Below are 22,427 nucleotides of genomic sequence, written 5' to 3' on the forward strand. Positions count from 1 at the left end.
TGACCCTCATATCGATGTGAACGTTCATGATTCTGCCATGACCGCCGCCAACCCCACTTTGAAGGACCAGATCATGCAGAATCCCGATACCGGCCGCGCTCCCGTGACAGTCATTGGTCTGGGGCTGATGGGGCAGGCGCTGGCCGGAGCGTTCCTGCGCGAGGGGCACCCCACGACGGTGTGGAACCGTACGGCAGCGAAGGCTGAACACCTCGTCGCCCGAGGCGCGACGTTCACCGACTCGGTGGGCGACGCCGTCGCGGCCAGCCCGCTCGTGGTCGTCTGCGTCTCGGACTACGACGCGGTGCACGAACTCCTTGATCCGCTGGGCGAGGTCCTCGACGGCCGAGTCGTGGTGAACCTGACCTCGGGCACGTCGCGGGTGGCCCGTGAGACCGCCGAGTGGGCGGCGAAGCGGGGCGCCGATTACCTCGACGGCGCGATCCTGGCCGTGCCTCAGGCCATCGGCACGGCGGACGCCATCATCCTCTACAGCGGCCCGCGGTCGGCCTTCGACCTGCACGAGCCGGCCCTGAGGAGCCTCGCCGCGGGTACGACGTACCTCGGTGAAGATCACGGCTTGTCGTCGCTGTACGACGTGGCCGTGCTGAGCCTGATGTGGAACATTCTGAACGGCTTCCTGCAGGCTGCCGCCTTGCTCGGCGCGGCGGGTGTGGATGCCGCGACGTTCGCCCCAATGGCGAAAACGGGGATCGGGATCGTGGCCGACTGGGTGGCCGCCTACGCGCAGCAGATCGACGACGGCACGTACGCAGCGCTTGATTCCACCATCGACACGCACGTGGCCGCGATGGAGCACCTCGTTCACGAGAGCGAGGCCCTCGGTGTCAATGCCGAGCTTCCAAGGTTCATCAAGGCCCTGACCGACCGGGCCGTGGCCGGTGGGCACGGCGGCAGCGGGTACGCAGCGATGATCGAGCAGTTCCGCACGCCTTCAGAGGTGCGTTCATGACCGCCACCCGCTTCGACCCCCGCGAACTACTCGCGGAGAGCCGACTGGGCGTCCTCGCAACGATCAAGTCGGACGGCCGCCCGCAGCTTTCGCCTGTCATGCCCTTCTACGACCAGGAGGCCGACGTCATCTACGTTTCCATGAGCGAGGGACGAGCCAAGACGGCAAATCTCCGCCGGGACCCACGGGCCACACTGGAGGTCACCAGCCCTGACAGCTGGGCGTGGGCCACCGCCGAGGGCACGGCCACACTCACCGGGCCGGGAACCGACCCCAATGGTCAGGAGGTCGAGGCGCTGGTGGACTACTATCGCCTCGCCGCCGGAGAGCACCCGGACTGGGACGAATACCGGTCGGTGATGGTGTCCGACCGTAGGGTGCTCATGGCGATGACGGTCGACCACGTGTACGGCGACAAGCTCCGCTGACAGTTCGGTGGACACGCTCAGCGCGCGCTGAAGGACGCCACGAATATCGTGACCGCGTGGACACCATCGAGACTCCTCTCCTTGTTCTTCTCCCACTGCGTCCCGAGCACGCCGACGAGATGGCCGTCGTACTGTCCGACCCTGATCTTCACCTGTTCACCGGGGGAGCCCCACTCACCGTGCGGGAACTGCGTGCTCGCTACGAGCGGCTTGTCGCCGGGCCGTCCGGCTGGCGCAACTGGGTGGTCTGGTCGCGCGAGGAAAGGTGTCTGGTCGGCTATGTGCAGGCCACGATCGACGACGGGACCGCCGAAGTCGCCTGGGTGATCGGGACGCCGTGGCAGGGGCGTGGCCTGGCCCGCGCGGCCGCCGAGGCCCTGGTCGGTCGGCTCGTGCGACAGGGGATCGGGACGATTGTCGCGCACATTCATCCCGACCATGCGGCCTCGGCCGCCGTCGCCGCCTCGGCCGGCCTGCGGCCCACCGATCGATGGAACGACGGTGAGGTCCGATGGGAACGGACCGAACAGACCCCTTGAGGTCGTTTTCTTCGGCCGGTCTCAGGGACGGGTGGCGGCGTCCTTGCCCGGCCTCTTTCATGGCTTCCGAGAGGGCGTTGAGCGGTAGCATTTCTCCTCCCGGATATTTGACCGCCACCAGGAGTCGTCGGTGAGACTGTCGTCGGCATCAACAGGCCTTTTTGTCGTGCTCGCACTCCTGCTCGCGGGATGTGGGAGTGGTGACGGTGCAAAGGGGGCGGCCATCCCGGACAGCCCGGCCGGCAAGCAACTGCGGTGGTACATGGATGCCGTCAACCGGGCTCCGCTTCCAGAAAGCGAGCTGAAAGAGCACCTTGGCCAGGATTTCCTCAAGGGCGTGCCGCCGGAGAAGTTCAACGAGATCGCCCAGAGTCTGGCGGGGCTGAAGCTGGACGAGCTGAGCAGCACAAAGCCGACGGAGTTGACGGGGCTGACCTCCATCCCGCTGGGGCAGGCGTACGACATGAAGATCTCCGTGGGCGATGACGGCAAGATAGACTATTTGCTTTTCGAGCCGAAGTAGGGTGCCGGGATGATTGAAGTGCTCTACCGGCCTTTACCGCTCGCCCTTGGTGGAGTCTTTTTCGTGGCGTTGTTCCTGGGCCTGCGCCGCACCCGGCTGCGTTCCCACTACCTGCTGCTGCCGGCGACGGCCTGGTTTCTCGCTGCGCTCGACGAGTGGTACATGACGACCTATCAACCGCACATGAACATTCGCATCGATGCGCTGTTCTTTCTGGCACTCGTGGTGGCCATGACCCCGGCGGGCATTCTGCTGCTGCTTCTGCATCGCCGCCCTGCGGACTGGCGAAGGGAGCGCGCCTGAGCGGGTGGGCTCGGGGGACCGTGGGTCGTCCGGCAGAGCACCGGCGCGCGGGTGCTGGCGCACGTGGCCGGGCGGGCGGCCGCCCCGGTCGTCCACAGGTTGTGCATCGTCGGCTTCGGTCAGGTGGAGGATGGGTCGACCTCCCCGAAAGACTCACCCCCGGTGCCCTCGTTATGCTATGAGGCCCGGTGGGGCAGGGGCTTTGCGGCGTGGACGCCTGCGTGGCCGGCGTCCGGAGGCGCGGGCCGAGCGGTCGGTCGATGTGATGCTCGACACGGTTATCCACAGACGTTGCGGGTTATCCACAGATGTGGATCGCGATGTGGTGGTGGGGTGGACTCGCTGACGTCTACGCGGACCGACTCGCCGTCGTGGCGGGGGAGCTGGAGGCGGAGGCCCCCGGGGAGCACGTGGTCGCGGTGAACGTGGGCGGCGTGGTCAACCGGCTACAGGGCCTTCGTGCCACGGTTGCTTGCGAACCAGCGACCTGGCCTGGTCGAGCACCTGGGTCAGGGCGGCGACGGAGGCTCGGGCCGAGCGGATGCGCCTGGTCTGCGCCTCGTCGGTCCAGCCCAGCTCCAGGCCTTCGGCGACCAGCCCGTCGAACGTGGCGAACGCGGCTAGCTTGCGCCTGATGACCTTGGACCAGGCGTCGTCCTCGATCTGGTAGTAGACGTTCCGCTCCCCGGACTTGCGCATTCTCCGGACGAGCTTGAGGGACGTCAGGAGCTGTATGTTCGTGGTCAGCGACGCGCGGCTGGCACCGATCGCCTCGGCGATGTCGCCGGCGGTCTGCTCCGGCGGGTCGCAGACCATGAGCCAGCCCAGGATGCGGCCGGTGATGGGCGCGAGCCCCCATTCCTCGGAGAGGAACGTCGCCACCCGCTCGACCCAGGCGCGCACCTGCTCGCGGTCGGGGACGTCCTGCGCATTCACGCTACCCAGCGTAATCAGATGCGGACTGGAGCCGGGCGGCCATCCGCCTGAGCTGCTGCGCCCGCGCCCCCGCATCCCCCGGCAGGTCCCGCTCGGCCAGCTCCTTCGCGATGCGCTCGCGGAACTCGACCGGCCGATGATCGTCGTACTTGAACTTGGCCCGCACCCCCACGACGTCCAGCCGCAGCCCGCGGAGCGCCGACAACAACTTGCGGTACGGCCCCTCGTCGGCGGCCATCACCCCGTGCCCGCCGTCGGGCTGGTGATGCGCCAGCTGGCGGCGCAGGATCTCCGCCTTGCCCTCCCTGTCGTCCACGATCCGCGCCGCGCACGTGAGCTGGACCGAGGCGTAATAGCTGGTCGGCACGCCGTTCTCGGGGGAGTCGGAGCGCCACGTGGACGGGATGTAGGCGAAGTCGTCGTGCACGCTCACCAGCACGGTCGGGTTCGCCTCCAGCGCGGCCCAGATCGGGTTCGGCCTGGCCAGGTGGAGCACGATCTCCTTGTCGCCGTCGAACAGGAAGTGCGTCGGCACCACCACCGGAGGGCCGCCGTCCATGCCGTTCGCCGCCAGTTGCCCGAAGTCACGCGTGCACAGCCAGCTCCGCCACTCGTCCCCGTCGTGAGCCGAGTCCCATGGATGAATGAGCACTTTTGAAAACCTCTTTGTATTAGTACATAATATGTTTTGTGCTAGAAACATATCGAATCGCGGGCGGAACGGCCAGCGAGATAGCGGCCGGTGTCGAGGCCGCCGTGTCCGAGGGACGGCTGGCGCCGGGCGCGTCGCTCCCCCCGGTACGCGAGATGGCCGCGCTGGCCCAGGTCAGCCCCAATACCGCGGCGGCCGCGTACCGGCTGCTGCGCGAGCGCGGCATCGTGGAGACCGCCGGGCGGCGCGGCACCAGGGTCAGGCCCCGGCCCGCCAGCACGGCCCGCGAGGACATCCGCATCGAGGCGCCGCCGGGCGTCCGCGACCTGTCCAAGGGCAACCCCGACCCCGCGCTGCTGCCACCCCTGCACGAGGCACTCGCCGCCGCGGCCCGCGCCCATCAGGAACGCCCCGCCATGTACGGCACGGACGATGACGAGGAACTCCTCGCCCTGGCCGGGGCCCGCCTACGCGGGGACGGCGTGCCGGCCGCGCCGCTGGCGATCAGCTCGGGCACCCTCGACGCGGTCGAACGGGTGCTGAACGCCTACCTGCGTCCCGGCGACGCGATCGCGGTGGAGGACCCCGGCTGGTCGGCCCTGCTGGACCTGGTCGCGGCCCTCGGCCTGCGTCCCGTGCCGATGCGGCTCGACGACGACGGCCCGCTGCCTGACGAGCTCGGCAATGCGCTGCGGGCCGGGGCGCGGGCCGTGGTGATCACCGCCCGCGCGCAGAACCCGACCGGTGCCGCCGTCACCGCCGAACGCGCCGCCGCCCTGCGTGCCGAGCTGGCCGCGCACCCGGGCGTGCTGCTCGTCGAGGACGACCACGGCGACGGATTCGTGGACGTGCCGCTGCATCCGCTCGCCGGCGCCACGAGCCGGTGGATACTCGTCCGCTCCACGGCCAAGGCCTTCGGTCCCGACCTGCGGCTCGCTCTGATCACCGGCGACCCGGTCACGCTGGACCGGCTGCGCGGGCGGCAGCGGCTGGCTCAGGGCTGGGTCAGCCACCTGTTGCAGCGGGCCGTGGCCCACCTGTGGCGACACGAAGGAGTGGACACCGCCGCGGTGGCGGCCTCGTACGCCGAGCGCCGGGACGGGCTGGTCACGGCACTGGCCGCACGCGGCGTCGCGGCGCACGGCCGGACCGGGCTCAACGTGTGGGTGCCCGTGCCTGACGAGGCCGCTGCGATCAGCCATCTGCTGGCCCGCGGCTGGGCCGCCGCGCCGGGCGCGCGGAACCGCGTGGCCACGCCGCCCGCGCTCCGCCTCACCGTCTCCCCGCTGCGGCCCGAGGACATCCCGGCGTTGGCCGACGACCTCGCGGCCGCCGTGCACCCGCCGTCCCGCGGCCGGTACGGCTGAGCGTCAACGTTCCTGATTCACGTGAATCATCGCCCCAGCCGCCGGACAGGGCTTCGACGGTACGAGGCAGTGGGCCAGCACGCCGAGGGCTCCGGCCACCAGCACAGTGAGCCCGGCCATCGTGGCGGCCACCCATCCGCCGTCCAGCGCGCCGAAGAACGCGGCCCCGGTCACCGTGCCGCCGAGCACACCCCCGGTTTCCTGCACGGTGCCGAGCACCCCGGCCGCGGCGCCGGCGCGCTCCCGCCGTACCCGTGACAGGACGGTGGAGATCAGCGGCGACATCAACAGCCCCATCCCGCCTCCCGTCACGAGCAACGCCCCCGCAACCAGGTACGGCCCCGCCCCGCGCCCCACCACGTAGCCCAGCATTGCCAGCCCCGCCACCACCACCAGCGCGGCCACCGCGGGCGGCACGCGACCGGCCCGCAGCGACGTGAGAAAGAAGCCGGCGTTCAACGCGGTGCACACGGCTCCGGCCGCCAGTGGGCTCAGCCCGAGCCCTGACTGCAGGTACAGGGCGAGCACGAACGACAGCCCCGCCGACGTGCCGAACAACAACGCCACCGCCACCAGCCCGCCCGCGAATCCCTTCTCCGCGAACACCGCCACGTCGAGCAGCGGCGCCCGTCCAGATGCCATCAGCCGCTGTTGCCGCCGTACGAAGACGGCAAGGAGCGGCGCCGCGGCGGACAGGCAGAGCCACGTCCACGGCGGCCATCCCTCCTCCCGCCCCTCGATCAGGGGCAACACCACGGCCACGAGCCCGGCCGCGACGAGCGCGGCCCCGGTCAGGTCGAGATCGCGCCGATCGCCGGCGCCCGGGGTACGGGGGAGCACCCGGCTGGTCAACGCCAGCGCCGCGGCGCCGATCGGCACATTGACCAGGAAGCACGCCCGCCAGCCCATCCCCAGGGGATCGGCCGCCACGAGCAGCCCGCCGATGGCCTGACCGCTCACGCCCGCCAGGCCGACGGCGGTGCCGTACCAGCCGAACGCCCTGGCCAGGGCCGCGCCCTCGAACAGGACACGGAGCAACGTGAGCACCTGCGGCGCGAGCAGCGCGGCCGCGGCGCCCTGCGCGATTCTGGCCAGGACCAGCGACATGGCGTCGGGGGAGAGGCCGCAGGCCGCCGACGCCACCGTGAACAGCGCGAGACCGGCCGCGAACACGCGACGGTGGCCGTACAGGTCGCCGAGCCGGCCGGAGACGATCAGGCCGGCGGCGTAGGCGAGCCCGTACCCGGCGATCACGAACTGCACGGCGGCGTCGCCCGCGCCCAAGCCGGCCCGGATCGACGGCACGGCCAGGTTGGCGACGAAGAAGTCGAGGGTGGTCATGTACACGGCGATCAGCACGACAGGCAACGCGATCATGGGACTCCAGGGGATACGTCCAGGCGATGGGAGAACACCGGCGGACGCTGAACGGTTGACCTCACCCTGGAGCCATCGGGTTACGATCCCCTGCCGATCCGCTACGGACGCGGCGTATGCCCACCCTCATCAACCGATCGGTGGATATCTCCGGCCGCGTTCAGGGGCGAATCTCGGATCATGACAGCGATCATCGAGATCAACGAACTGCGCAAGAGCTACAAGTCGAGCCCCGCGCTGGACGGCGTCACCCTGCGGGTGGAGCGCGGCGAGATCTTCGGCATCGCCGGGCCCAACGGTGCGGGGAAGACCACGCTCGTCGAATGCGTGTCGGGGCTGCGGCAGGCGGACGGCGGCACGCTGCGTGTCCTCGGGCTGGACCCGCGTACCGATCGGCGCGTGCTTCTCCAGCTCATCGGCGCCCAGCTGCAGGAGGCGGCCCTGCCCGATGCGATCAAGGTCGCCGAGGCGTTGCGGATGTACGCCTCCTTCTACGACAAGCCGGCCGATTGGCGGGCGGTCATGGACGAATGGGGACTGGCGGACCGGAAGAACGTGCGGTTCGCCAACCTGTCCGGCGGCTGGAAGCAGCGGCTGTTCATCGCGCTGGCCCTGGTCGGCAATCCGAAGCTGGTCATGCTTGACGAGCTCACCACAGGCCTCGACCCGGCCGCCCGGCGTACGACCTGGGGTCTGATCCGCGAGATGCGCGAGCGCGGCGTCACGGTCGTGCTGGTCACCCACTTCATGGACGAGGCCGAGGCGCTGTGCGACCGCCTCGCCGTCATCGACCGGGGCCACGTCATCGCCGAAGGCACGCCCCGGGCCCTGATCGACAAGGCGGGCTCCGACTCGCTGGAGAACGCGTACTTCACCCTGACCGAGAGGACGGAAGCGGTATGAAAGGCATCACGCAGGTCGTCTCCGTCGAGCTGAAGCTCATCGTCCGGGATCCCATGTCGGGGTTCTTCGCGCTGGTCTTCCCCGCGATCATGCTCTGGGTCAAGCTGCGCGGCGGGAACAAACCGCTGCCGGGCGGCACGCCGTTGATCGACGCCACGGTGCCGATGTTGCTCGTCTTCGTCATCGGTCTGGCCGCTCTGGTCGTCCTCCCCGCCACGCTGGCCCACTACCGGGAGCGCCGGGTGCTGAAACGCCTCCGTGTCACTCCCGCCTCGCCGACGATGTTGTTCGGTGCGCAGTGGGTCGCCCACATGTTGCTGGCCGTCCTGGGGTCGGCGCTGCTGATCGCCGTCGGCGCGGTCGCGTACGGGCTGAGCGCACCCGCTCAGCTCCTGGGCGTCCTGGTGGCGTGGCTGCTGAGCGCCCTCAGCCTCGGCGCCATCGGCCTGCTCCTCGGCGCCCTCGTCCCCACCGGGCGGGCTGCGACGGTGATCGGCTTGAGCCTCTTCTTCCCCATGGTCTTCCTGTCCGGCGCCGTGATCCCGCGCGAGAGCATGTCCGGCTCCATGCGTGCCATCGGCGATCTCTTGCCCATGGCCCCTGCGGTCCAGGCGGTCCGCGACGGCTGGGCCGGCGGCGCGGCGTCGCCGATTACGCTGGGCGTCATGGTCGCGATCTCGGTCGTCGCGGGTGGCGCCGCTCTGCGGGCGTTCCGGTGGTAGGGCCCGGCGACGGCGTGGAGATCACGCGCTGGGATCGTGTGCAGCCGGCGCTGCCGTACCTGTTCATCCTCTTGCCTGGGGTCTTCGCCCTGCTGGGGGAGTGGCGGTGGGAAGTGCTGGCACTGACGGTGTTCGCGGCCGCTTGGCACTGGTTGATGGTGACCAAGTGGGCCGCGCGCCCGCTGCCGCTGATCGCCTACTTCGTCGTGCTGCTGGCCGTGCTCGCCGTCCTGGTCAGGATCGACACGGTGTTCACGGTGACCGGGGTGGGGGTGTTCGTCCAGTGCTTCGCTCTCCTGCCCGGGTGGTGGGCGTACGGAGGGGTGGCCGTCACGGTCGGTGTGCTGGTCGCCGCCCGCCTCCAGCCCGGCAGGCCCCTGGCCGAGCTGCTCTCCTCCTTCGTCGTCGGCGTGCTGATCGCTTCCGCCACCGGCCTGATCATCAGGACGATCGTCGACCAGAACGACCGGTACAAGGCGATGATCGGGGAGCTGAAGGACAAGAGCGCCAAACTGGCGGCGCTTGCCGAGGACAATGCGCACCTTCACGCGCAGCTCCTGAGCCAGGCTCGCGAGGCCGGCGTGCTGGAGGAACGGCAGCGCATGGCCAGGGAGATCCACGACACCGTCGCCCAAGGCCTGACCGCCATCCTCACCCAGGTCGAGGCGGCCGAGGCGGCGGTCGGGGAGGACGTGTCGGCGGCGCGCTCGCGCCTGGACACGGTACGGACCGTGGCCAGGGAAAGCCTGACCGAAGCCCGACGCTCCGTTCAGGCGCTGCGGCCGGGACCGTTGCAACACGAAGCCGAACTGGCGATCGTGATCCGGGACTTCGCGGAGAAGTGGGCGCGGAGCACGGGCGTGGCGGCGGCCGTGCGGGTCACCGGCGAGCCCCGTCCGCTGCACGTGGAGGTGGAGACGTCGCTCCTGCGGGTGGCGCAGGAGGCACTGCACAACGTCGCCAAGCACGCCTCGGCCGATCGGGTGCAGGTCACGTTGTCGTACATGGAGGATGTGGTGGCGCTGGACGTACGGGACAACGGTCGCGGGTTCGCGGCGGAGGCGACGCATGGGGGAGGCTTCGGCCTCACGGCGATGCGCCAGAGGGTGACCCGTTTAGCCGGAAATTTCGTGATTGAGACCGCCCCTGGCGAGGGCACCGGAATCTGCACCACCATCCCGGCCATCCCCGCCGGCCTTTCCACCTCCGCCGGCCCTTCCACCTCCGCCCTCCCCGACCCCGACCCGGGACTGTGACCATGTCGCCGATCCGTTTGATCATCGTGGACGACCACCCGATCGTCCGCGACGGCCTGCGCGGCATCTTCGACGCCGACGAGGCCTTCGAGGTCGTGGGCGAGGCCGCCGACGGCCCCGAGGCACTCGCGGTGGCCCTGCGCACCAATCCCGACGTCGTGCTCTTGGACCTCCGCATGCCGAAGATGACCGGCGCGGAGGTCATCCGCCGCCTCCGCGAGCAGACCCCCGACATCCGTGTCCTGGTGCTGACGACGTTCGACGACGACGGCGACGTCCTGCCCGCGATCGAGCAGGGCGCCACCGGCTACCTCCTCAAGGACACACCCCGCGCCGAGCTCCGTCGTGCCGTCCAGGCGGCGGCCCGCGGCGAAACCGTGTTGTCCCCGGCCGTGGCCGGCGTTCTGCGGCAGAAGGCGCGGGAGCCGGAACAACGCACGCTCAGCCCGCGGGAGCTCGAAGTGCTCACGCTCATCGCCCGTGGGGCGACCAACCGTGACATCGCCGGGCGGTTGTTCATCACGGAGGCGACCGTGAAGACGCATTTGCTGCATGTCTTCGCCAAGCTCGAGGTGAAGGATCGGGCGGCCGCGGTGGCGGTGGCGTACGAAAGGGGTCTGCTCAAGCCGGCAGCCGACGGCTGAGCCCACTCCACGGTCGTCTTGACAAGCCTCCACGTCCACCATGCGAGACGAGACACTAATCGCCTCCGGCGTACCTCCAGGCAACCAGAGGCTTCGAGCTGGATTAACAGTCAGTGACGGTGAGGCGACGCCCTTGCCGGCTTGCTACGGACGGCGGCCGTACCCTGTGACGTGGCAAAACATGAACACCCCTCTAGTGATGTCCGTCTTGCCCCGAAACCTGAGGTTTTCTGACACAGAAAAGTGTCGATCATGGTGACCGTTGGTCAACTCGCCCTCATTCTCTGTTATGGTCCCTTCTTGTCCAAAAATTGGGACAACCTATACCTCTAGGAGGATCATGAGGCGCACACAGAGGATGGTCGCCCTTACTACGGCGCTGGCGGCGGTCTCCGCTCCCCTGCTGGCCATCGCCTCTCCGGCGGCTGCAGCGCCCGCCAAGACCACCGCCACCCAGACGGTGCAGAACCTGCCGCTGGACTGGCTCACCCTCGACGGGCTCACCGGCACCCAGCTGACGCAGCGTGTCAAGCAGCTGCTGGGCAAGGGTTACGTCCCCGAGGCGTTGAGCGTGTCGAACGCGGCGAACCCGCAGTACACGTCCGTGTGGATCAAGGACACCACCCGCAAGGTGAACGTCCTGCAGGGCCTGTCGGCCACCAACCTGCAGAAGACCATCAGCGACCAGGTGAAGGCCGGCTTCCAGCCCGCCATGATCACCGGTACTGGTGTGGGCGCGGGAGCCGTCTTCGCGGCGGTCTTCGAGAAGACCACGGCGCAGGCCAAGTCCCAGCTGAGCATGACCGCGGAGGCCTTCGCCAAGGTCAACGCCGAGTTCAGCGCCGCCGGCTACGCCATCGCCTCGCTGGACGTGTACGGCACGGTCGAGAGGCCGCTGTACGCGGCCGTCTGGGTCGCCGGCGCAGCCACGGGCAGCGTTCAGGTGACCTTGGGCCAGACCGTGCAGCAGCGCGGTCAGGAGCTCCTGGCGAAGGCGAAGCAGGGGCTGCGTCCCGTGGTCATGGCCGTCGAGCCCGGCAAGCTCTACACCACCGTGTGGAGCAAGGGCAGCGTGACGGGGCTGAAGGAGCACCTGAACCTGTCCCGTCTGACCTACACGCTCCAGGACACGAAGATGAAGGCGCTGGGATACCGGCCGACCATCCTGGACACCGAGGGTGGCGTCTTCGCAGCGGTCTGGGCCAAGGCCAGCAGTTAAGACCCGTCGGTCCCGCCCGGTGATCGATATCAGCGGCGTCAGGCCGGCGATCGTGGGCTGAGTCCGGCACAGGAAGAGTGTGCCGGACTCAGCTCTACGATAATGCAGGTCAGCCACGATTGCGGCCGCCCGGCCGATGAGGGTGCACATCGTGGGCTTGGAAGGTGGTTCCGTACGGAGGGTCCTGGCCGTGAAGCCGGGGGGACCGTGGCTGGCGACCGTCGATCGCCCTCGGGCGAGGTTCCCAAGCCAGTCAGCACGCCGCGAAGCGGCTCTTGAAACAGAACGGGCTCTGGCGCGGTGTCAGCGGGCAAGAGGGGCGTTGACAGACGATTGGCGATAGTACGCACGGGGCCGCACTCTTCGTGTCCGACTTCAGCGCGCAACCGCTGATGAACGCAGCCGGGCTGATCCAAGTGAACGGCCAGCCCTCTACAAGCAGGCGCGCATAACTTTCTCGACATGAGAAAGCGATCTCCCGTCCTCGCCCTCCTGACGGTCGCTGCCGTGCTGGCCACGCCCGCGGCCGCGTCGGCCGCGTCGGTGGCGTCGGTCGCGTCGGTCGCGTCCGACTCGTCTGATTCGTCCGCCGGTCAGGCCAAGATCTTGTCCTTCCGCGGGATGAACCTGAAGATACCCGCCGACTGGCGGGTCTACCGCGACGGGGACAGCGTCGTGGTGGTGACCGGCTTGTTGTGCAAAAGGCCGGAGCCCTTCGCCCCGGACTGCGAAGGCTTCTGGATCTTCGGTCCGAGGGCGTACATGAATGTCCCGGTCGGGGGTGGTTCCATCACCTACACGGGCAAGACGCAGTTCCATCCGTTCAGCGGCGTGATCCCCTGCCCGTTCAATTCCAAGCTCAGCTGGTATCCGGGCGAGAAGGCAAGCTACCGAGGCCTGCGCCAGGTCGGCCCGGGACACAAGGCGAAGTACACGACCTGGCCGAACAGGTGCGTGACCAAAGACACCGGCCGTACGACGGCGAAATGGACGCAGCGGGAGTGGTTCCTGCCCACATCCAAGATCCTGGTGGTGGACGTCTGGAACACGTACGGGCTGTCGGGCGTGCTCAAGCGTGCCACCTGGAGCTGATCACTCCCTCCGCGTGACAGCGTCCGTACGGGAGTCGTGGGGTGTGCTGAGCGTGGGCTCAGACCGTTAATTCTTGTCGTGAGGTCCCGTAGCGTGACGCCTGCTCCTGTCGAGCTGTCGAGCTGTCGAACCCTCGTACTGGGATGGATCAGTTGAGCCGTATGCAAGAGAGTTGGCGCCTCCTCTGCGGACACGAGTTGCGCGGCGAGATCACTGCCGACGATGCCGATATGCCATGGCTGCACGGTTCCTTCGTCGCAGGACCCGCGTTCTCCAAGGTGAAGTCGCTGTTCGATCGTGAGCTGGAGCTGCTGGAAGATCTCGAGGCCGACCCTGAGGCTTCATATCCAGGACGATCGAGCCTGGTTCCGCTGGAGCGATGAGCCCTTCTCCAGGGATTAATCGTTCCAATAGGAAATCAGAGTGATCGCTGGTGCCAGGGCTCGGGATGCAGGCACTGCGGTCATCCGGTCGGCCGCAGATAAAAGAAGACCAAATTCGTCATTTTGGGCGCGCATAAAGAACGCGCTTTCGGCTGCTGCCTGTATGAGAAGCCATCTGGACCTTGGGTTGCGACGCGATCACGGCGGCTCGGCCGGTTCGAACTCGACGTCGGCTCCAATGAGCCGCAAAATTTCATGTCACAGAGATTGATGAAAAGAACTTTCAGAGCTATCTTCCTGATCAACACGTCCTTCCCCATAGGTCGTGCGATGTCGAAATGCTCCGTGACGGCGGCCCTCCCTTCCATCGAAGCCTGATCAGCATGCCGCCTATGTAGTTCTGTCGCCACGGGGCTCATCGACATCAAGGAGCTGGACGCCGACCCGTATCCCCCCATACGCACCTGTCCAGAGAGGTGAGCATGCCCACGATCGGCAGGCCGACCTGGCCCAAGCCCCTCAGATCAGCGATCATCGCCCTGTTAGTCGCTCTCGCGGCGGCGTTGATTCCCCGGCCCGCCTCAGCGGAGGGCGTCAGCGCCCTGGCTGTCGCTCACAAGAGCCCGTTCAACTGCGGGAAGACCTTCTACGCCAACAACTGGTACCCCGGCCACAACCCATCGGGCTCCCTCGACTGGCAGGACTACGGGGGCGACGACATCAACGGTGAAACGGTACGTGCCACCGCCTCGGGCACCGCGTACTTCTACGACGCCGGCAGCACGAGCTACGGCAAATGGATAGAAGTCCGTCACAGTGACGGCACCAGAACCCGCTATGCCCACCTCGCCACCATGGTGAGGTCGGCCGGCGGCTCCATGAGCGTCAGCCAGGGCACCACGATCGGGACCGTCGGCTCGACGGGCGGCTCCAACGCTCCGCACCTGCACTACGAACAGCGGACCTCCACCGGTACGGTCGACACCAGCCCGACCGTAGACGGCGTGACCGTGTCCTTGGGTGAGAAGAAGGCCATTTCGAGCACCAACGCCTGCGGCAGCAACCCTTACACCCCTGAGGAGGTCTGCGGCAGCGGTTACGCGGTCATCGACTCGGCCGGCCTCACTGGCGGTCGCACCTACCTGCTCTACAACTCGGGTAACGGCGACAACTGCGTCGTGACGTTGAAGACGACGAACCTCGGCTCACCGACGTCGATGTCGGCGTTCCTGGAGCCACAGGGGGAAAGCCGGACAACCGACTCGGGCAGCTACAGCTACTACGCGGGGCCTGTCAAGCGCAACGCACCCGGACAATGCGTCAGGTGGGGCGGCTCGATCGGCAGCAGCTCATACACCAGCCCCTTCGAGCACTGCGGTTAAGAACGTGACTCAAGCGGCACCATAGGTCAGGGCTACTACCCGATCACGGGAGTGGCCTTGACCTGCGGTGGAGCCCGTCGAGCCCGCACTCGGCGATGGCGCCCGTGCACGCACGCGGACGACGCCGCCGACCGGGGCGGTTACCCGCAGAACGTGGCGTGTGCGGCGACCACGTGGCCAGAAACCCAGGGACTCAGCCTCGGACGGTCGCGTCGCGGAAGATGAAGTAGTTCGAGTGGTCCGTGTGCAGGTAGTGGTGGAATCGCGTGGCCTTTGCCTGAGCTGTCTTGTCGGCGGTGACGACCGTGAGGAGGACGTACCTCTTGGTCGCGCTCGACCGGATCTTGCCGTAGACGTACTTGTCGAGAACCTTGTCTCGGCGCCACTTCACGGCCCGGGAGGAGTTCGCCAGGTGCTTGGCCGCGGCCTTGGCGGCCTTCTCGGTGGGGAAGGACATGATGACCTGGACCGCCGTGAGATGCCCCCGGTAGGCCGAGTAGGCCAGCTGGACCGCGCGCTCGCACTTGTTCTTGGCCAGCACGCCTTGCCTGTCGACCGGGGCGCAGGAGTCGTACGTCCAGCCGGCCACCTTCTCAGCCTTGAACGCGACGCTGCCCAGGCGGAAGTTCCAGTCGCCGAACTCGTCGTTGTCGATCGGTGAGCCCGGGCGTCCGCTCTCGCTGGGGCTCGGCTGGGCGGGCTCGGGTGTGGGGTCCGTGGTCGGCAGGGCCACGGCGGTGTTCGGGTCGGGGGCGTTCAGGTGCTTGTACACGCTGAACGTGAAGCCGCCCGGCAGCAGCACCGCCAGGATCGCGACCAGGGTGGTGACCACACCGGGGTACTCCCGCGGGCCGGGTTGCCGAGGGTATCCCATGCATTGATTGTGCTGTAGTTCATCACCTTCTGCCCCATCCGCACCAAGAGTGGTGCTGAATGATGTTCGCCTTCCGAAAGCCGGCTTAAGACGTCGTCTCATTTGGTGAGTCGGAGGTAGCAAATGAGTGCTGCCGCGACGGCGACGAAGGACAGGAAGCGGTCTGCGCGGCGTTCGTAGCGGCGGTGTGAACGGCGGCACCAGACCGGCCAGGAGGACGGTCAACATGGTAGGTACTCTCGGCATGGAGTTCTTCTGTTATCACCGCGATCGGCCTGACTCCGCGGCGCTGCGCGACGAGCTGCTGGAAGAGCACTGGTCTTACATGGACCGGTACGCGACGGAAATGATCGCCCGTGGCCCGACCTTCCGCCGCGGCAGCGACACGGCCACCGGCAGCGTGCACATCGTCGACCTGCCAGATCTCGCCACTGCGCGTGCGTTCGTCTTCGAAGAGCCCAACTACCAAGCCGGTGTGTACCGGGACGTGGTGTTGCGCCGATGGCGCAACGTGCTTGGGCGCACCATGTGGGATTTCCCTGGCGGCCGAGACGGCGGCAACCGGTATCTGGTGCTGGGCCTCGGCTCCGGGCAGGCTGCCGACCTTGTCCCGCCGGCCGACCGGGACGAACTGATCGCGTACGGGCCGCTGCTGTCCGACGACGGCACCACCTGGCTGGGTACGGCGCTGCTGGTCCGGGCGCCGGACCCGGATGCGGCACGCGCCGTCCTGACCCTGGACCGGTACGCCGACATCGAGGTCCACGACTGGGAGTTCGGCGGGCGGCGGTAATGAGCACTTGACCGTCGCCGAGGTGAGGCGGACCTTCCAACGTGTAAAAGGGGATGAACCTCTCCAGGTTCGGTGCAAGGCTGGGCTCGTGAGCGACATGCAAACCGTGGTCCTGGTCGAGGGAGCCAGTGATAAGTCGGCCATCGAAGCGTTGGCGGAGCGCCGTGGCCGGAACCTAGCGGTCGAGGGCATCTCGCTTGTGGCGATGGGCGGTGCCACGAACATCGGTACGTATATCGGCAGGTTCGGCCCTTCCGGTCCCAACCTCCGGCTGGCCGGGCTGTGCGACGTCGGGGAGGAAGGCGACTTCCAGAGGGCTCTCGAGCGCGCCGGCCTTGGATCCAACCTCGGCCGAAGCGATCTGGAGGCACTCGGATTCTTCGTGTGCGTCGCTGACCTGGAGGACGAGCTGATCCGCGCCCTCGGCACCGCCACGGTAGAGCGCGTTGTCGACGCCGAGGGCGAACTCAGCTCATTTCGTACGCTCCAGAAGCAACCCACATGGCGCGGGCGCACCACTCACGACCAACTACGCCGGTTCATGGGATCAGGCGGCGGCCGCAAGATCCGCTACTCTGGCCTGCTCGTCGCGGCACTCGATCTCGATCGCGTGCCGCGGCCGCTGGACATGCTGCTGGCCCACCTATGAAGCAGTCGGAGATGGTGCCCGAGAGTTTCTACTCCTCCTCGGCGAACACGATCTCGCGGCGCTTGCGAATCGTCGGAAGGACGGCGACGACGAGCGCTGCCACCGCCAGGGCCAGGAGCACCGCGGAGATCGGTCGGGTCACGAAGACCGACGCGTCGCCGCGCGAGATGATGAGCGCCCGCCGCAGGTTCTCCTCAAGCAAGGGTCCGAGGACGAAGCCGAGCAGCAGCGGCGCCGGCTCGCAGCCGCACTTGATCAGGATGTAGCCCAGGATCCCGAAGAACACGATCGCGTAGACGTCGTACGCGTTGAACCCCAGGGAATATGTGCCGATCGCGGCGAACAGGATGATCATCGGGAACAGCACCTGGTACGGGATGCGCAGCATGCGCACCCAGACGCCGATCAGCGGCAGGTTCAGCAGCACGAGCAGCACGTTGCCGATCCACATCGACGCGATCAGGCCCCAGAACAGCGCCGGTTCGTCGATGATGACGTTCGGGCCGGGGGTTATGCCGTGGACGATGAAGGCGCCGACCATCAGCGCCATGACCGGGTGGGCGGGCAGACCCAGGGTGAGCAGCGGGATGAACGACGTCTGCGCGGCCGCGTTGTTCGCCGACTCGGGGCCGGCGACGCCCTCGATCGCGCCGTGCCCGAACTCCTGCTGCCGCTTCGAGATCCGCTTCTCGACGGCGTACGAGGTGAACGAGGCCAGCACGTGGCCACCGCCGGGCAGGACGCCGAGCGCGGCGCCGAGACCAGTACCTCGCAGGATCGGGCCGACGATCCGGCGCCGGTCCTCGCGGGTCGGCCAGAGGTTCTTCACCTTGCTGACGATCGCCGTGCGGGTCTGCTCGTTCTCCAGGTTGCGCAGGATCTCGGCCACCCCGAACATGCCGACGGCGACCGACACGAAGTCGATGCCGCCGTACAGTTCGCGCTGGTCGAACGCGAACCGGGGCGTGCCGGTGTAGGTGTCCTGGCCGACCGTGCCGAACAGGACGCCGAGGAAGATCATCGCCAGTGCCTTGAGCGTCGAGCCGCGCGCCAGCGCGATCGACACGATCAGGCCGAGCAGCACCAGCGAGAAGTATTCGGCCGCGCCGAACCGCAACGCGACGCGGGCCAGCGGTGGGGCCGCCACGGCCAGGGCGACGGTGGCCACCGTACCCGCGATGAAGGACCCGACCGCGGCGGCGGCCAGCGCCGCGCCGGCCCGGCCTTGCCGGGCCATCTCGTGCCCGTCCAGCGCGGTGACCGCCGCCGACGACTCACCGGGCAGGTTGATCAGGATGGCGGTCGTCGAGCCGCCGTACTGTGCGCCGTAATAGATGCCGGCCAGCATGATCAGCGCTGTCACGGGCTCGAAGCTGAACGTGATCGGCAGCAGCATCGCCACCGTCGCTGTCGGCCCGATGCCGGGCAGCACGCCGACCGCCGTTCCGAGAAGCACTCCCACGAAGCAGTAGAGGACGTTCTGGACCAGGAGGGCCGTGGAGAAGCCCAGCGCGAGGTTGTCGAAAAGATCCATGCCTCAATCCGATGCCGCGTCAGAACCCCAGCCACGGGCCCCATAGCGGGATCCGCAGCTGAAGTCCGACGACGAAGATGAGCGTGCTGGCCGCGGTCAGCCCGGCGGCCACGGCCACGGCCGTGAGCGGCCGTACGCGCGAACTGGCCAGTGTGGTGAGCAGGGCGGTCACCGCCGACGTCGGTACGAATCCGAGGCCCCGGACGGTGAATCCGAAGAACAGGACGGCGAGCACGATGACGGCGACCGCACGCCAGGGGATCGGCCCGAACGAGATCACCTCGCCGGCGATGAGTCCCTTGATGACGATCGCCAGGCCCAGGGCCGCGACGACCGCGCCGACCAGCAGCGGGAAGGCGCCGGGGCCCATCCGCAGCGGGGTGCCCAGCTCGTAGCCGAGCGACCCCACCACGAATGCGCCACCGATCAGGACGAAGATTCCCCCGGCGAAGACGTCCGGGAAGGACCGGCGGCGTTCCACCTCAGGAGGCCTTGACGCCGGCGTCGGCGATGACCTTCGCCCAGGTGCCGAGCTGCTCTTCGAGCTTGGCCCGATGCGCCTGCGGGGTCGCGTCCTCGGCCGGGACCGGCGCGGTGCCGAGCTTGGCCATCTGGTCGATGACCTTCTGGTCGGCCAGGGCCACCTTCAGCGCCTCGGTCAGCTTCTGGACGACGTCCTGCGGCGTGCCCTTCGGGACGTAGAGACCGTGCCACACGCTGACCTGGAGCTGGGGGAGCCCGGCCTCGGTCGTGGTGGGCACGTCGGGCAGGCTCTTCACCCGCTCCGGCGTGGTGACCGCGTACGCCTTCACCTCGCCCGCGGAGATCTGGCCGCTGGTGTTGGTCGTCTGGTCGCACATGAAGTCGACCTGGCCGCCGACGAGGTCGGTCAGCGCGGGGCCGGTGCCTTCGTACGGGACCTCCTGGACCTTGACACCGGCGGCGCTCTGGAACAGCAGGCCGCACAGGTGGGATGCGGCGCCGATGCCGGCGTTGGCCAGCGTGACCTTGTTGGCGTTCGCCTTCACGTGAGTCACGAGGTCCTGGAGCGTCGCGGGCGCGAAGTCCTTGCGGGCGACGACCGTCATCGGCACCTCGGTGACGAGCCCGACCATCTCGAAGCTCTCGAGCGGCTTGTAGCCCAGGTCCTTGTACAGGGCGGGCGCCGTTGACATGCCGATGTGGTGCATGAGCACGGTGTAGCCGTCGGGCTCGGCGCGCGCGACCTCACCGGCGCCGACCGTGCCGCCCGCGCCTTCGACGTTCTGGACGACGATCTTGGTGCCGAGCTTGGCGGCCATCGGCTCGGCGATCATGCGCGTGACGGTGTCCGTCGGGCCGCCCGCGCTGAACGGCACGACGAACGTGATGTTCTGGTCCGGGTAGCCTCCGCTGGTGGCGCCTCCACCGGCGGTGCCTCCGTTGCCGGAACAGGCCGCGACGAGCGAAACGACGCCGATCGCGGCGATCATCCGAGCGGCGACCCGGTACCTGCTGGTCGTTCTCATTTCGCGGCCTCCTCGTCAGCGCATGCGCATTTGTCGGTGAGTGCGCCGACTCAGTCTCGGCTGGCAGGGACGCGGATGGTGTCAGAGGAATCCCAAGGTATGCGCCGGATGTCAGAGAAATCCCAAGAACTGAAGGGCTAACACGAGCGTCGGTCCCGGTCGTACAATCCGGTATGCGGATCACCATCATCGAAGATGACGACCGCGTTGCGCGGGGCCTGGTGACCGTCCTGGCCCAAGCGGGCTTCGAGGTCCACCGCATCGCCACCGCCGCAGAGGCCGTGCGTGCCGCCCCGTCCGATGTGGTCCTCGTCGACCTGGGTTTACCCGACGGCGACGGACTCGACGTGATCCGCAAGCTGCGTGACCGCCCGGAGACCGCCGTCATCGCCGTGACAGCACGATCGGAGGAGCACGAGCGGGTCCGTGGCTTGCGCGCCGGTGCCGACGACTACATCGTGAAGCCGTTCGGCATCCCGGAGTTGCTGGCCCGGATCGACGCCGTCCTGCGGCGCACCCGGGTGGCCCGTGCTCTGAGCCACCCGGACGAGCCGCTCATCCTCGGCCCGATGCAGATCGGCGTCGGCACCCGCGAGGTCACCGTCGACGGCACGCCCCTGACGCTGACCCGCAAGGAGTTCGAGCTGCTCCTCCTGCTGGCCCGGCGCGCTCCGAACGTGGTGAGCCGCGACGTCATCCTCGACCAGATCTGGGGTGCGACCTGGGAGTCCTCGAGTCGCACCCTGGACACCCACATCGCGGCGTTACGGCACAAGCTCGGGCCGGCCGTGCCCATCCGCACGATCCACGGGGTCGGCTATCGGCTCCTGGCCGACCGGCCGGAGCTGATCGGCTGACGCGCCGTGCACCGTCGCCTGCTCGTCGTCCTGGTGCCCCTCGCAGTGCTGCTCGTCGCCGCGCTCGGGGTGCCGCTCAGCGTCACCGTGGCCGAGCGGGAGATGCAGGAGACGTACGTCGACCGGCTGAACGACGTCGGCCGGTTCGCGTCGCTGGCCGAGACCGCGCTGTCCACCGGGCGGACGGAGGCGCTCCAGCAGGAGCTGGCGCGCTACCACGAGCTGTACGGCATCCCGGTCGCCGTGATCGACACATCGGGCACGGTGCTGCTCGGGCCAGCCGGTGCGTACCAGGCGGCGGCGCGGGCCGAGCCGGCGTTGCCCCGGATCGTGACCGCGGCGCTGGCCGGGGCGAGGCCCGAACCTTCCGGGAAATGGGCGCCGTGGGACGACTCCGCACTCGTGGTCGCGGAGCCGGTGGGCCGGGACAGCGAGGTCGTCGGCGCCGTCGTGACGATCTCCGACCTGTCGAAGACGCGCCATCGCATCCTCGTCAGATGGGCCCAGCTCGCCGGGCTCGGACTGCTGCCACTGATCGCGCTGGTGGCCGTCGCCTGGCCGGTATCGGTGTGGGTGCTGCGGCCGGTGCGGGAGCTGGACGCGGCGAGCTCCCGGATCTCGCTGGGCGACCTCACCATCCGGGCGGACGCCGAGGCCGGCCCGGTCGAGCTGCGGCGCCTGGCGGAGTCGTTCAACACCATGATGGACGCGGTCGAGAACGCCGTGGAGCGGCAGCGCGCGTTCGTGTCCGACGCGTCGCATCAGTTGCGCAATCCGCTGACCAGCCTCCGGCTCGCCGTGGAGAGTCTCGAACCGCACCTGCGCGCGTCCGGCAACGGGCGGCAGGTGTACGACGTCGCCGTCGACGAGCTGAAGGCGATGCAGCGGCTGCTGAACTCGCTGCAGGCCAGTGCGCGGATGGAGAGCATACGGACGGCGTCGCCGGTGGATCTCGACGCGGTGCTGGCGACCCGGGTGGACCGGTGGCGGGCGCTGACGGCGACGGCGGGGCAGACACTGGCGGTCGACGTACCGCCGGGGCTGCGGTTGCTGGAGCCGCCGGGCGGACTGGGCAGCATCCTGGACGAGCTGATCAGCAACGCGTTACGGCTGTCGGACGCGAAGGTGGTGGAGGTGACCGCCCGCGTCGTCCGCGATGGCGTGGACGCCGTCCCCGATGGCGTGGACGCCGTCCCCGATGATGCGGGCGCCGGAGGCCTGGTCACGATCGCCGTCCGTGACGACGGTCAGGGGATCGACGCGTCCGAGCGGGCCCAGGCGCTACGGCGATTCTGGCGGTCACCGCGGCACCAGAACGTGCCCGGGACCGGCCTGGGACTGGCGATCTGCGCCGACCTGGTCGGGGCGGCCGGGGGCGAACTGCGGCTGGAGGATGGCCTGCCGCGTTCGGACGGGTCTGGGCACGGGTTGGCCGCGGTGGTCGCGCTGCCGGTAGTTCCGCAGATGGAGTCGTCGTCCGGCGCCCCGGCTCCGTCGCCTGCCTGAGTGGTCT

Annotated in this window: 25 protein-coding genes and 1 pseudogene; 18 read left to right on the forward strand and 8 right to left on the reverse strand. The window is 68.5% G+C overall.

Annotation, left to right across the window (positions count from 1 at the left end; translation table 11 throughout):
- Positions 1 to 37: 37 nt before the first annotated feature.
- From EDD27_RS43650 to EDD27_RS43670, 5 genes are all read left to right on the forward strand, one after another.
- A complete protein-coding gene (locus tag EDD27_RS43650; RefSeq protein ID WP_241564566.1) occupies positions 38 to 973 on the forward strand; it encodes an NAD(P)-dependent oxidoreductase in 936 nt (311 codons plus the stop codon).
- Positions 970 to 1,401: a PPOX class F420-dependent oxidoreductase gene (locus EDD27_RS43655; RefSeq protein ID WP_127937934.1), complete on the forward strand. Its 432-nt coding sequence runs from the start codon at positions 970 to 972 to the stop codon at positions 1,399 to 1,401. The genes EDD27_RS43650 and EDD27_RS43655 overlap by 4 nt, the downstream gene beginning before the upstream one ends.
- A gap of 56 nt (positions 1,402 to 1,457) precedes the next feature.
- A complete protein-coding gene (locus tag EDD27_RS43660) occupies positions 1,458 to 1,940 on the forward strand; it encodes a GNAT family N-acetyltransferase (RefSeq protein ID WP_206641920.1) in 483 nt (160 codons plus the stop codon).
- A 130-nt stretch (positions 1,941 to 2,070) separates the two neighbouring features.
- Entirely contained in the window at positions 2,071 to 2,463 is a 393-nt protein-coding gene (locus EDD27_RS43665) for a Cpe/LpqF family protein (RefSeq protein WP_127937936.1), read from the forward strand.
- 9 nt (positions 2,464 to 2,472) lie between these two features.
- A complete protein-coding gene (locus EDD27_RS43670) occupies positions 2,473 to 2,766 on the forward strand; it encodes a hypothetical protein (protein ID WP_127937938.1) in 294 nt (97 codons plus the stop codon).
- Between the two features lie 438 nt (positions 2,767 to 3,204).
- On the opposite strand, the gene EDD27_RS43675 is transcribed toward EDD27_RS43670, so the two are convergent.
- Together EDD27_RS43675 and EDD27_RS43680 are read right to left on the reverse strand one after the other, a co-directional pair.
- Complete coding sequence (locus EDD27_RS43675) at positions 3,205 to 3,702, reverse strand: GbsR/MarR family transcriptional regulator (RefSeq protein WP_127937940.1); 498 nt, start codon at positions 3,700 to 3,702, stop codon at positions 3,205 to 3,207.
- A 1-nt stretch (position 3,703) separates the two neighbouring features.
- Entirely contained in the window at positions 3,704 to 4,354 is a 651-nt protein-coding gene (locus EDD27_RS43680; protein WP_127937942.1) for an FMN-binding negative transcriptional regulator, read from the reverse strand.
- A gap of 38 nt (positions 4,355 to 4,392) precedes the next feature.
- Between EDD27_RS43680 and EDD27_RS43685 the strand changes: the two genes are divergently transcribed.
- Positions 4,393 to 5,721 carry an aminotransferase class I/II-fold pyridoxal phosphate-dependent enzyme gene (locus tag EDD27_RS43685; RefSeq protein WP_127937944.1) on the forward strand — a complete coding sequence of 443 codons (1,329 nt, stop codon included), beginning with the start codon at positions 4,393 to 4,395 and terminating at the stop codon, positions 5,719 to 5,721.
- Between the two features lie 3 nt (positions 5,722 to 5,724).
- On the opposite strand, the gene EDD27_RS43690 is transcribed toward EDD27_RS43685, so the two are convergent.
- The gene (locus tag EDD27_RS43690; protein WP_127937946.1) at positions 5,725 to 7,098 is read right to left on the reverse strand and encodes an MFS transporter; all 1,374 of its coding nucleotides are present in this window, start codon (positions 7,096 to 7,098) and stop codon (positions 5,725 to 5,727) included.
- 180 nt (positions 7,099 to 7,278) lie between these two features.
- Between EDD27_RS43690 and EDD27_RS43695 the strand changes: the two genes are divergently transcribed.
- From EDD27_RS43695 to EDD27_RS43730, 8 genes are all read left to right on the forward strand, one after another.
- A complete protein-coding gene (locus EDD27_RS43695) occupies positions 7,279 to 8,001 on the forward strand; it encodes an ABC transporter ATP-binding protein (protein ID WP_127937948.1) in 723 nt (240 codons plus the stop codon).
- On the forward strand, positions 7,998 to 8,723 hold the full coding sequence (locus EDD27_RS43700) for an ABC transporter permease (RefSeq protein ID WP_127937950.1): 726 nt from the start codon (positions 7,998 to 8,000) through the stop codon (positions 8,721 to 8,723). Before EDD27_RS43695 ends, EDD27_RS43700 begins: the two co-directional genes overlap by 4 nt.
- 14 nt (positions 8,724 to 8,737) lie before the next feature.
- Positions 8,738 to 9,979, forward strand: coding sequence for a sensor histidine kinase (locus EDD27_RS43705; protein ID WP_127937952.1), 1,242 nt, complete (start codon positions 8,738 to 8,740; stop codon positions 9,977 to 9,979).
- Positions 9,980 to 9,981: 2 nt separating this feature from the next.
- Positions 9,982 to 10,623 (forward strand): response regulator, encoded by a 642-nt coding sequence (locus EDD27_RS43710; RefSeq protein ID WP_127937954.1) that lies wholly within the window; start codon positions 9,982 to 9,984, stop codon positions 10,621 to 10,623.
- A 340-nt stretch (positions 10,624 to 10,963) separates the two neighbouring features.
- Entirely contained in the window at positions 10,964 to 11,842 is an 879-nt protein-coding gene (locus tag EDD27_RS43715) for a hypothetical protein (protein ID WP_127937956.1), read from the forward strand.
- Between the two features lie 462 nt (positions 11,843 to 12,304).
- A complete protein-coding gene (locus EDD27_RS43720; RefSeq protein ID WP_127937958.1) occupies positions 12,305 to 12,934 on the forward strand; it encodes a hypothetical protein in 630 nt (209 codons plus the stop codon).
- Positions 12,935 to 13,077: 143 nt separating this feature from the next.
- Positions 13,078 to 13,317, forward strand: coding sequence for a hypothetical protein (locus EDD27_RS43725; protein ID WP_206641921.1), 240 nt, complete (start codon positions 13,078 to 13,080; stop codon positions 13,315 to 13,317).
- Positions 13,318 to 13,799: 482 nt separating this feature from the next.
- Positions 13,800 to 14,699 (forward strand): M23 family metallopeptidase, encoded by a 900-nt coding sequence (locus tag EDD27_RS43730; RefSeq protein WP_127937960.1) that lies wholly within the window; start codon positions 13,800 to 13,802, stop codon positions 14,697 to 14,699.
- Between the two features lie 193 nt (positions 14,700 to 14,892).
- Here EDD27_RS43730 and EDD27_RS43735 read toward each other — a convergent pair whose 3' ends face one another.
- Positions 14,893 to 15,573 carry a hypothetical protein gene (locus EDD27_RS43735; RefSeq protein ID WP_127937961.1) on the reverse strand — a complete coding sequence of 227 codons (681 nt, stop codon included), beginning with the start codon at positions 15,571 to 15,573 and terminating at the stop codon, positions 14,893 to 14,895.
- A 98-nt stretch (positions 15,574 to 15,671) separates the two neighbouring features.
- Positions 15,672 to 15,788, reverse strand: a pseudogene (locus EDD27_RS57365) (IS5/IS1182 family transposase); the annotation flags it as partial.
- Between the two features lie 11 nt (positions 15,789 to 15,799).
- Between EDD27_RS57365 and EDD27_RS43740 the strand changes: the two are divergent.
- Both EDD27_RS43740 and EDD27_RS43745 read left to right on the forward strand, forming a co-directional pair.
- Positions 15,800 to 16,366 carry a YciI family protein gene (locus EDD27_RS43740; protein ID WP_241564567.1) on the forward strand — a complete coding sequence of 189 codons (567 nt, stop codon included), beginning with the start codon at positions 15,800 to 15,802 and terminating at the stop codon, positions 16,364 to 16,366.
- Positions 16,367 to 16,463: 97 nt separating this feature from the next.
- Entirely contained in the window at positions 16,464 to 17,015 is a 552-nt protein-coding gene (locus EDD27_RS43745; protein ID WP_241564916.1) for a TOPRIM nucleotidyl transferase/hydrolase domain-containing protein, read from the forward strand.
- A 28-nt stretch (positions 17,016 to 17,043) separates the two neighbouring features.
- On the opposite strand, the gene EDD27_RS43750 is transcribed toward EDD27_RS43745, so the two are convergent.
- Genes EDD27_RS43750 through EDD27_RS43760 form a run of 3 tightly spaced genes read right to left on the reverse strand, consistent with a single transcriptional unit; the run spans position 17,044 to position 20,057 of the window.
- Positions 17,044 to 18,549 carry a tripartite tricarboxylate transporter permease gene (locus EDD27_RS43750; protein ID WP_127937965.1) on the reverse strand — a complete coding sequence of 502 codons (1,506 nt, stop codon included), beginning with the start codon at positions 18,547 to 18,549 and terminating at the stop codon, positions 17,044 to 17,046.
- A 19-nt stretch (positions 18,550 to 18,568) separates the two neighbouring features.
- A complete protein-coding gene (locus tag EDD27_RS43755; protein WP_127937967.1) occupies positions 18,569 to 19,030 on the reverse strand; it encodes a tripartite tricarboxylate transporter TctB family protein in 462 nt (153 codons plus the stop codon).
- Between the two features lies 1 nt (position 19,031).
- Entirely contained in the window at positions 19,032 to 20,057 is a 1,026-nt protein-coding gene (locus EDD27_RS43760; protein WP_127937969.1) for a tripartite tricarboxylate transporter substrate-binding protein, read from the reverse strand.
- 173 nt (positions 20,058 to 20,230) lie between these two features.
- Between EDD27_RS43760 and EDD27_RS43765 the strand changes: the two genes are divergently transcribed.
- Entirely contained in the window at positions 20,231 to 20,914 is a 684-nt protein-coding gene (locus EDD27_RS43765; protein WP_127937971.1) for a response regulator transcription factor, read from the forward strand.
- 6 nt (positions 20,915 to 20,920) lie between these two features.
- A complete protein-coding gene (locus tag EDD27_RS43770; RefSeq protein WP_127937973.1) occupies positions 20,921 to 22,420 on the forward strand; it encodes a sensor histidine kinase in 1,500 nt (499 codons plus the stop codon).
- Positions 22,421 to 22,427 lie beyond the last annotated feature (7 nt).

The organism is Nonomuraea polychroma (assembly GCF_004011505.1).
Lineage (GTDB): Bacteria > Actinomycetota > Actinomycetes > Streptosporangiales > Streptosporangiaceae > Nonomuraea > Nonomuraea polychroma.

Excerpts from the sequence above, each read along its gene's own strand:
- EDD27_RS43725 (WP_206641921.1), top strand. The coding sequence starts at position 13,078 with ATGGATCAGTTGAGCCGTATGCAAGAGAGTTGGCGCCTCCTCTGCGGA.
- EDD27_RS43690 (WP_127937946.1), bottom strand. The coding sequence starts at position 7,098 with ATGATCGCGTTGCCTGTCGTGCTGATCGCCGTGTACATGACCACCCTC.
- EDD27_RS43695 (WP_127937948.1), top strand. The coding sequence starts at position 7,279 with ATGACAGCGATCATCGAGATCAACGAACTGCGCAAGAGCTACAAGTCG.
- EDD27_RS43700 (WP_127937950.1), top strand. The coding sequence starts at position 7,998 with ATGAAAGGCATCACGCAGGTCGTCTCCGTCGAGCTGAAGCTCATCGTC.
- EDD27_RS43650 (WP_241564566.1), top strand. The coding sequence starts at position 38 with ATGACCGCCGCCAACCCCACTTTGAAGGACCAGATCATGCAGAATCCC.
- EDD27_RS43750 (WP_127937965.1), bottom strand. The coding sequence starts at position 18,549 with ATGGATCTTTTCGACAACCTCGCGCTGGGCTTCTCCACGGCCCTCCTG.
- EDD27_RS43745 (WP_241564916.1), top strand. The coding sequence starts at position 16,464 with ATGCAAACCGTGGTCCTGGTCGAGGGAGCCAGTGATAAGTCGGCCATC.
- EDD27_RS43715 (WP_127937956.1), top strand. The coding sequence starts at position 10,964 with ATGAGGCGCACACAGAGGATGGTCGCCCTTACTACGGCGCTGGCGGCG.
- EDD27_RS43670 (WP_127937938.1), top strand. The coding sequence starts at position 2,473 with ATGATTGAAGTGCTCTACCGGCCTTTACCGCTCGCCCTTGGTGGAGTC.
- EDD27_RS43760 (WP_127937969.1), bottom strand. The coding sequence starts at position 20,057 with ATGAGAACGACCAGCAGGTACCGGGTCGCCGCTCGGATGATCGCCGCG.
- EDD27_RS43655 (WP_127937934.1), top strand. The coding sequence starts at position 970 with ATGACCGCCACCCGCTTCGACCCCCGCGAACTACTCGCGGAGAGCCGA.
- EDD27_RS43740 (WP_241564567.1), top strand. The coding sequence starts at position 15,800 with ATGGTAGGTACTCTCGGCATGGAGTTCTTCTGTTATCACCGCGATCGG.
- EDD27_RS43730 (WP_127937960.1), top strand. The coding sequence starts at position 13,800 with ATGCCCACGATCGGCAGGCCGACCTGGCCCAAGCCCCTCAGATCAGCG.
- EDD27_RS43710 (WP_127937954.1), top strand. The coding sequence starts at position 9,982 with ATGTCGCCGATCCGTTTGATCATCGTGGACGACCACCCGATCGTCCGC.
- EDD27_RS43735 (WP_127937961.1), bottom strand. The coding sequence starts at position 15,573 with ATGGGATACCCTCGGCAACCCGGCCCGCGGGAGTACCCCGGTGTGGTC.
- EDD27_RS43765 (WP_127937971.1), top strand. The coding sequence starts at position 20,231 with ATGCGGATCACCATCATCGAAGATGACGACCGCGTTGCGCGGGGCCTG.
- EDD27_RS43720 (WP_127937958.1), top strand. The coding sequence starts at position 12,305 with ATGAGAAAGCGATCTCCCGTCCTCGCCCTCCTGACGGTCGCTGCCGTG.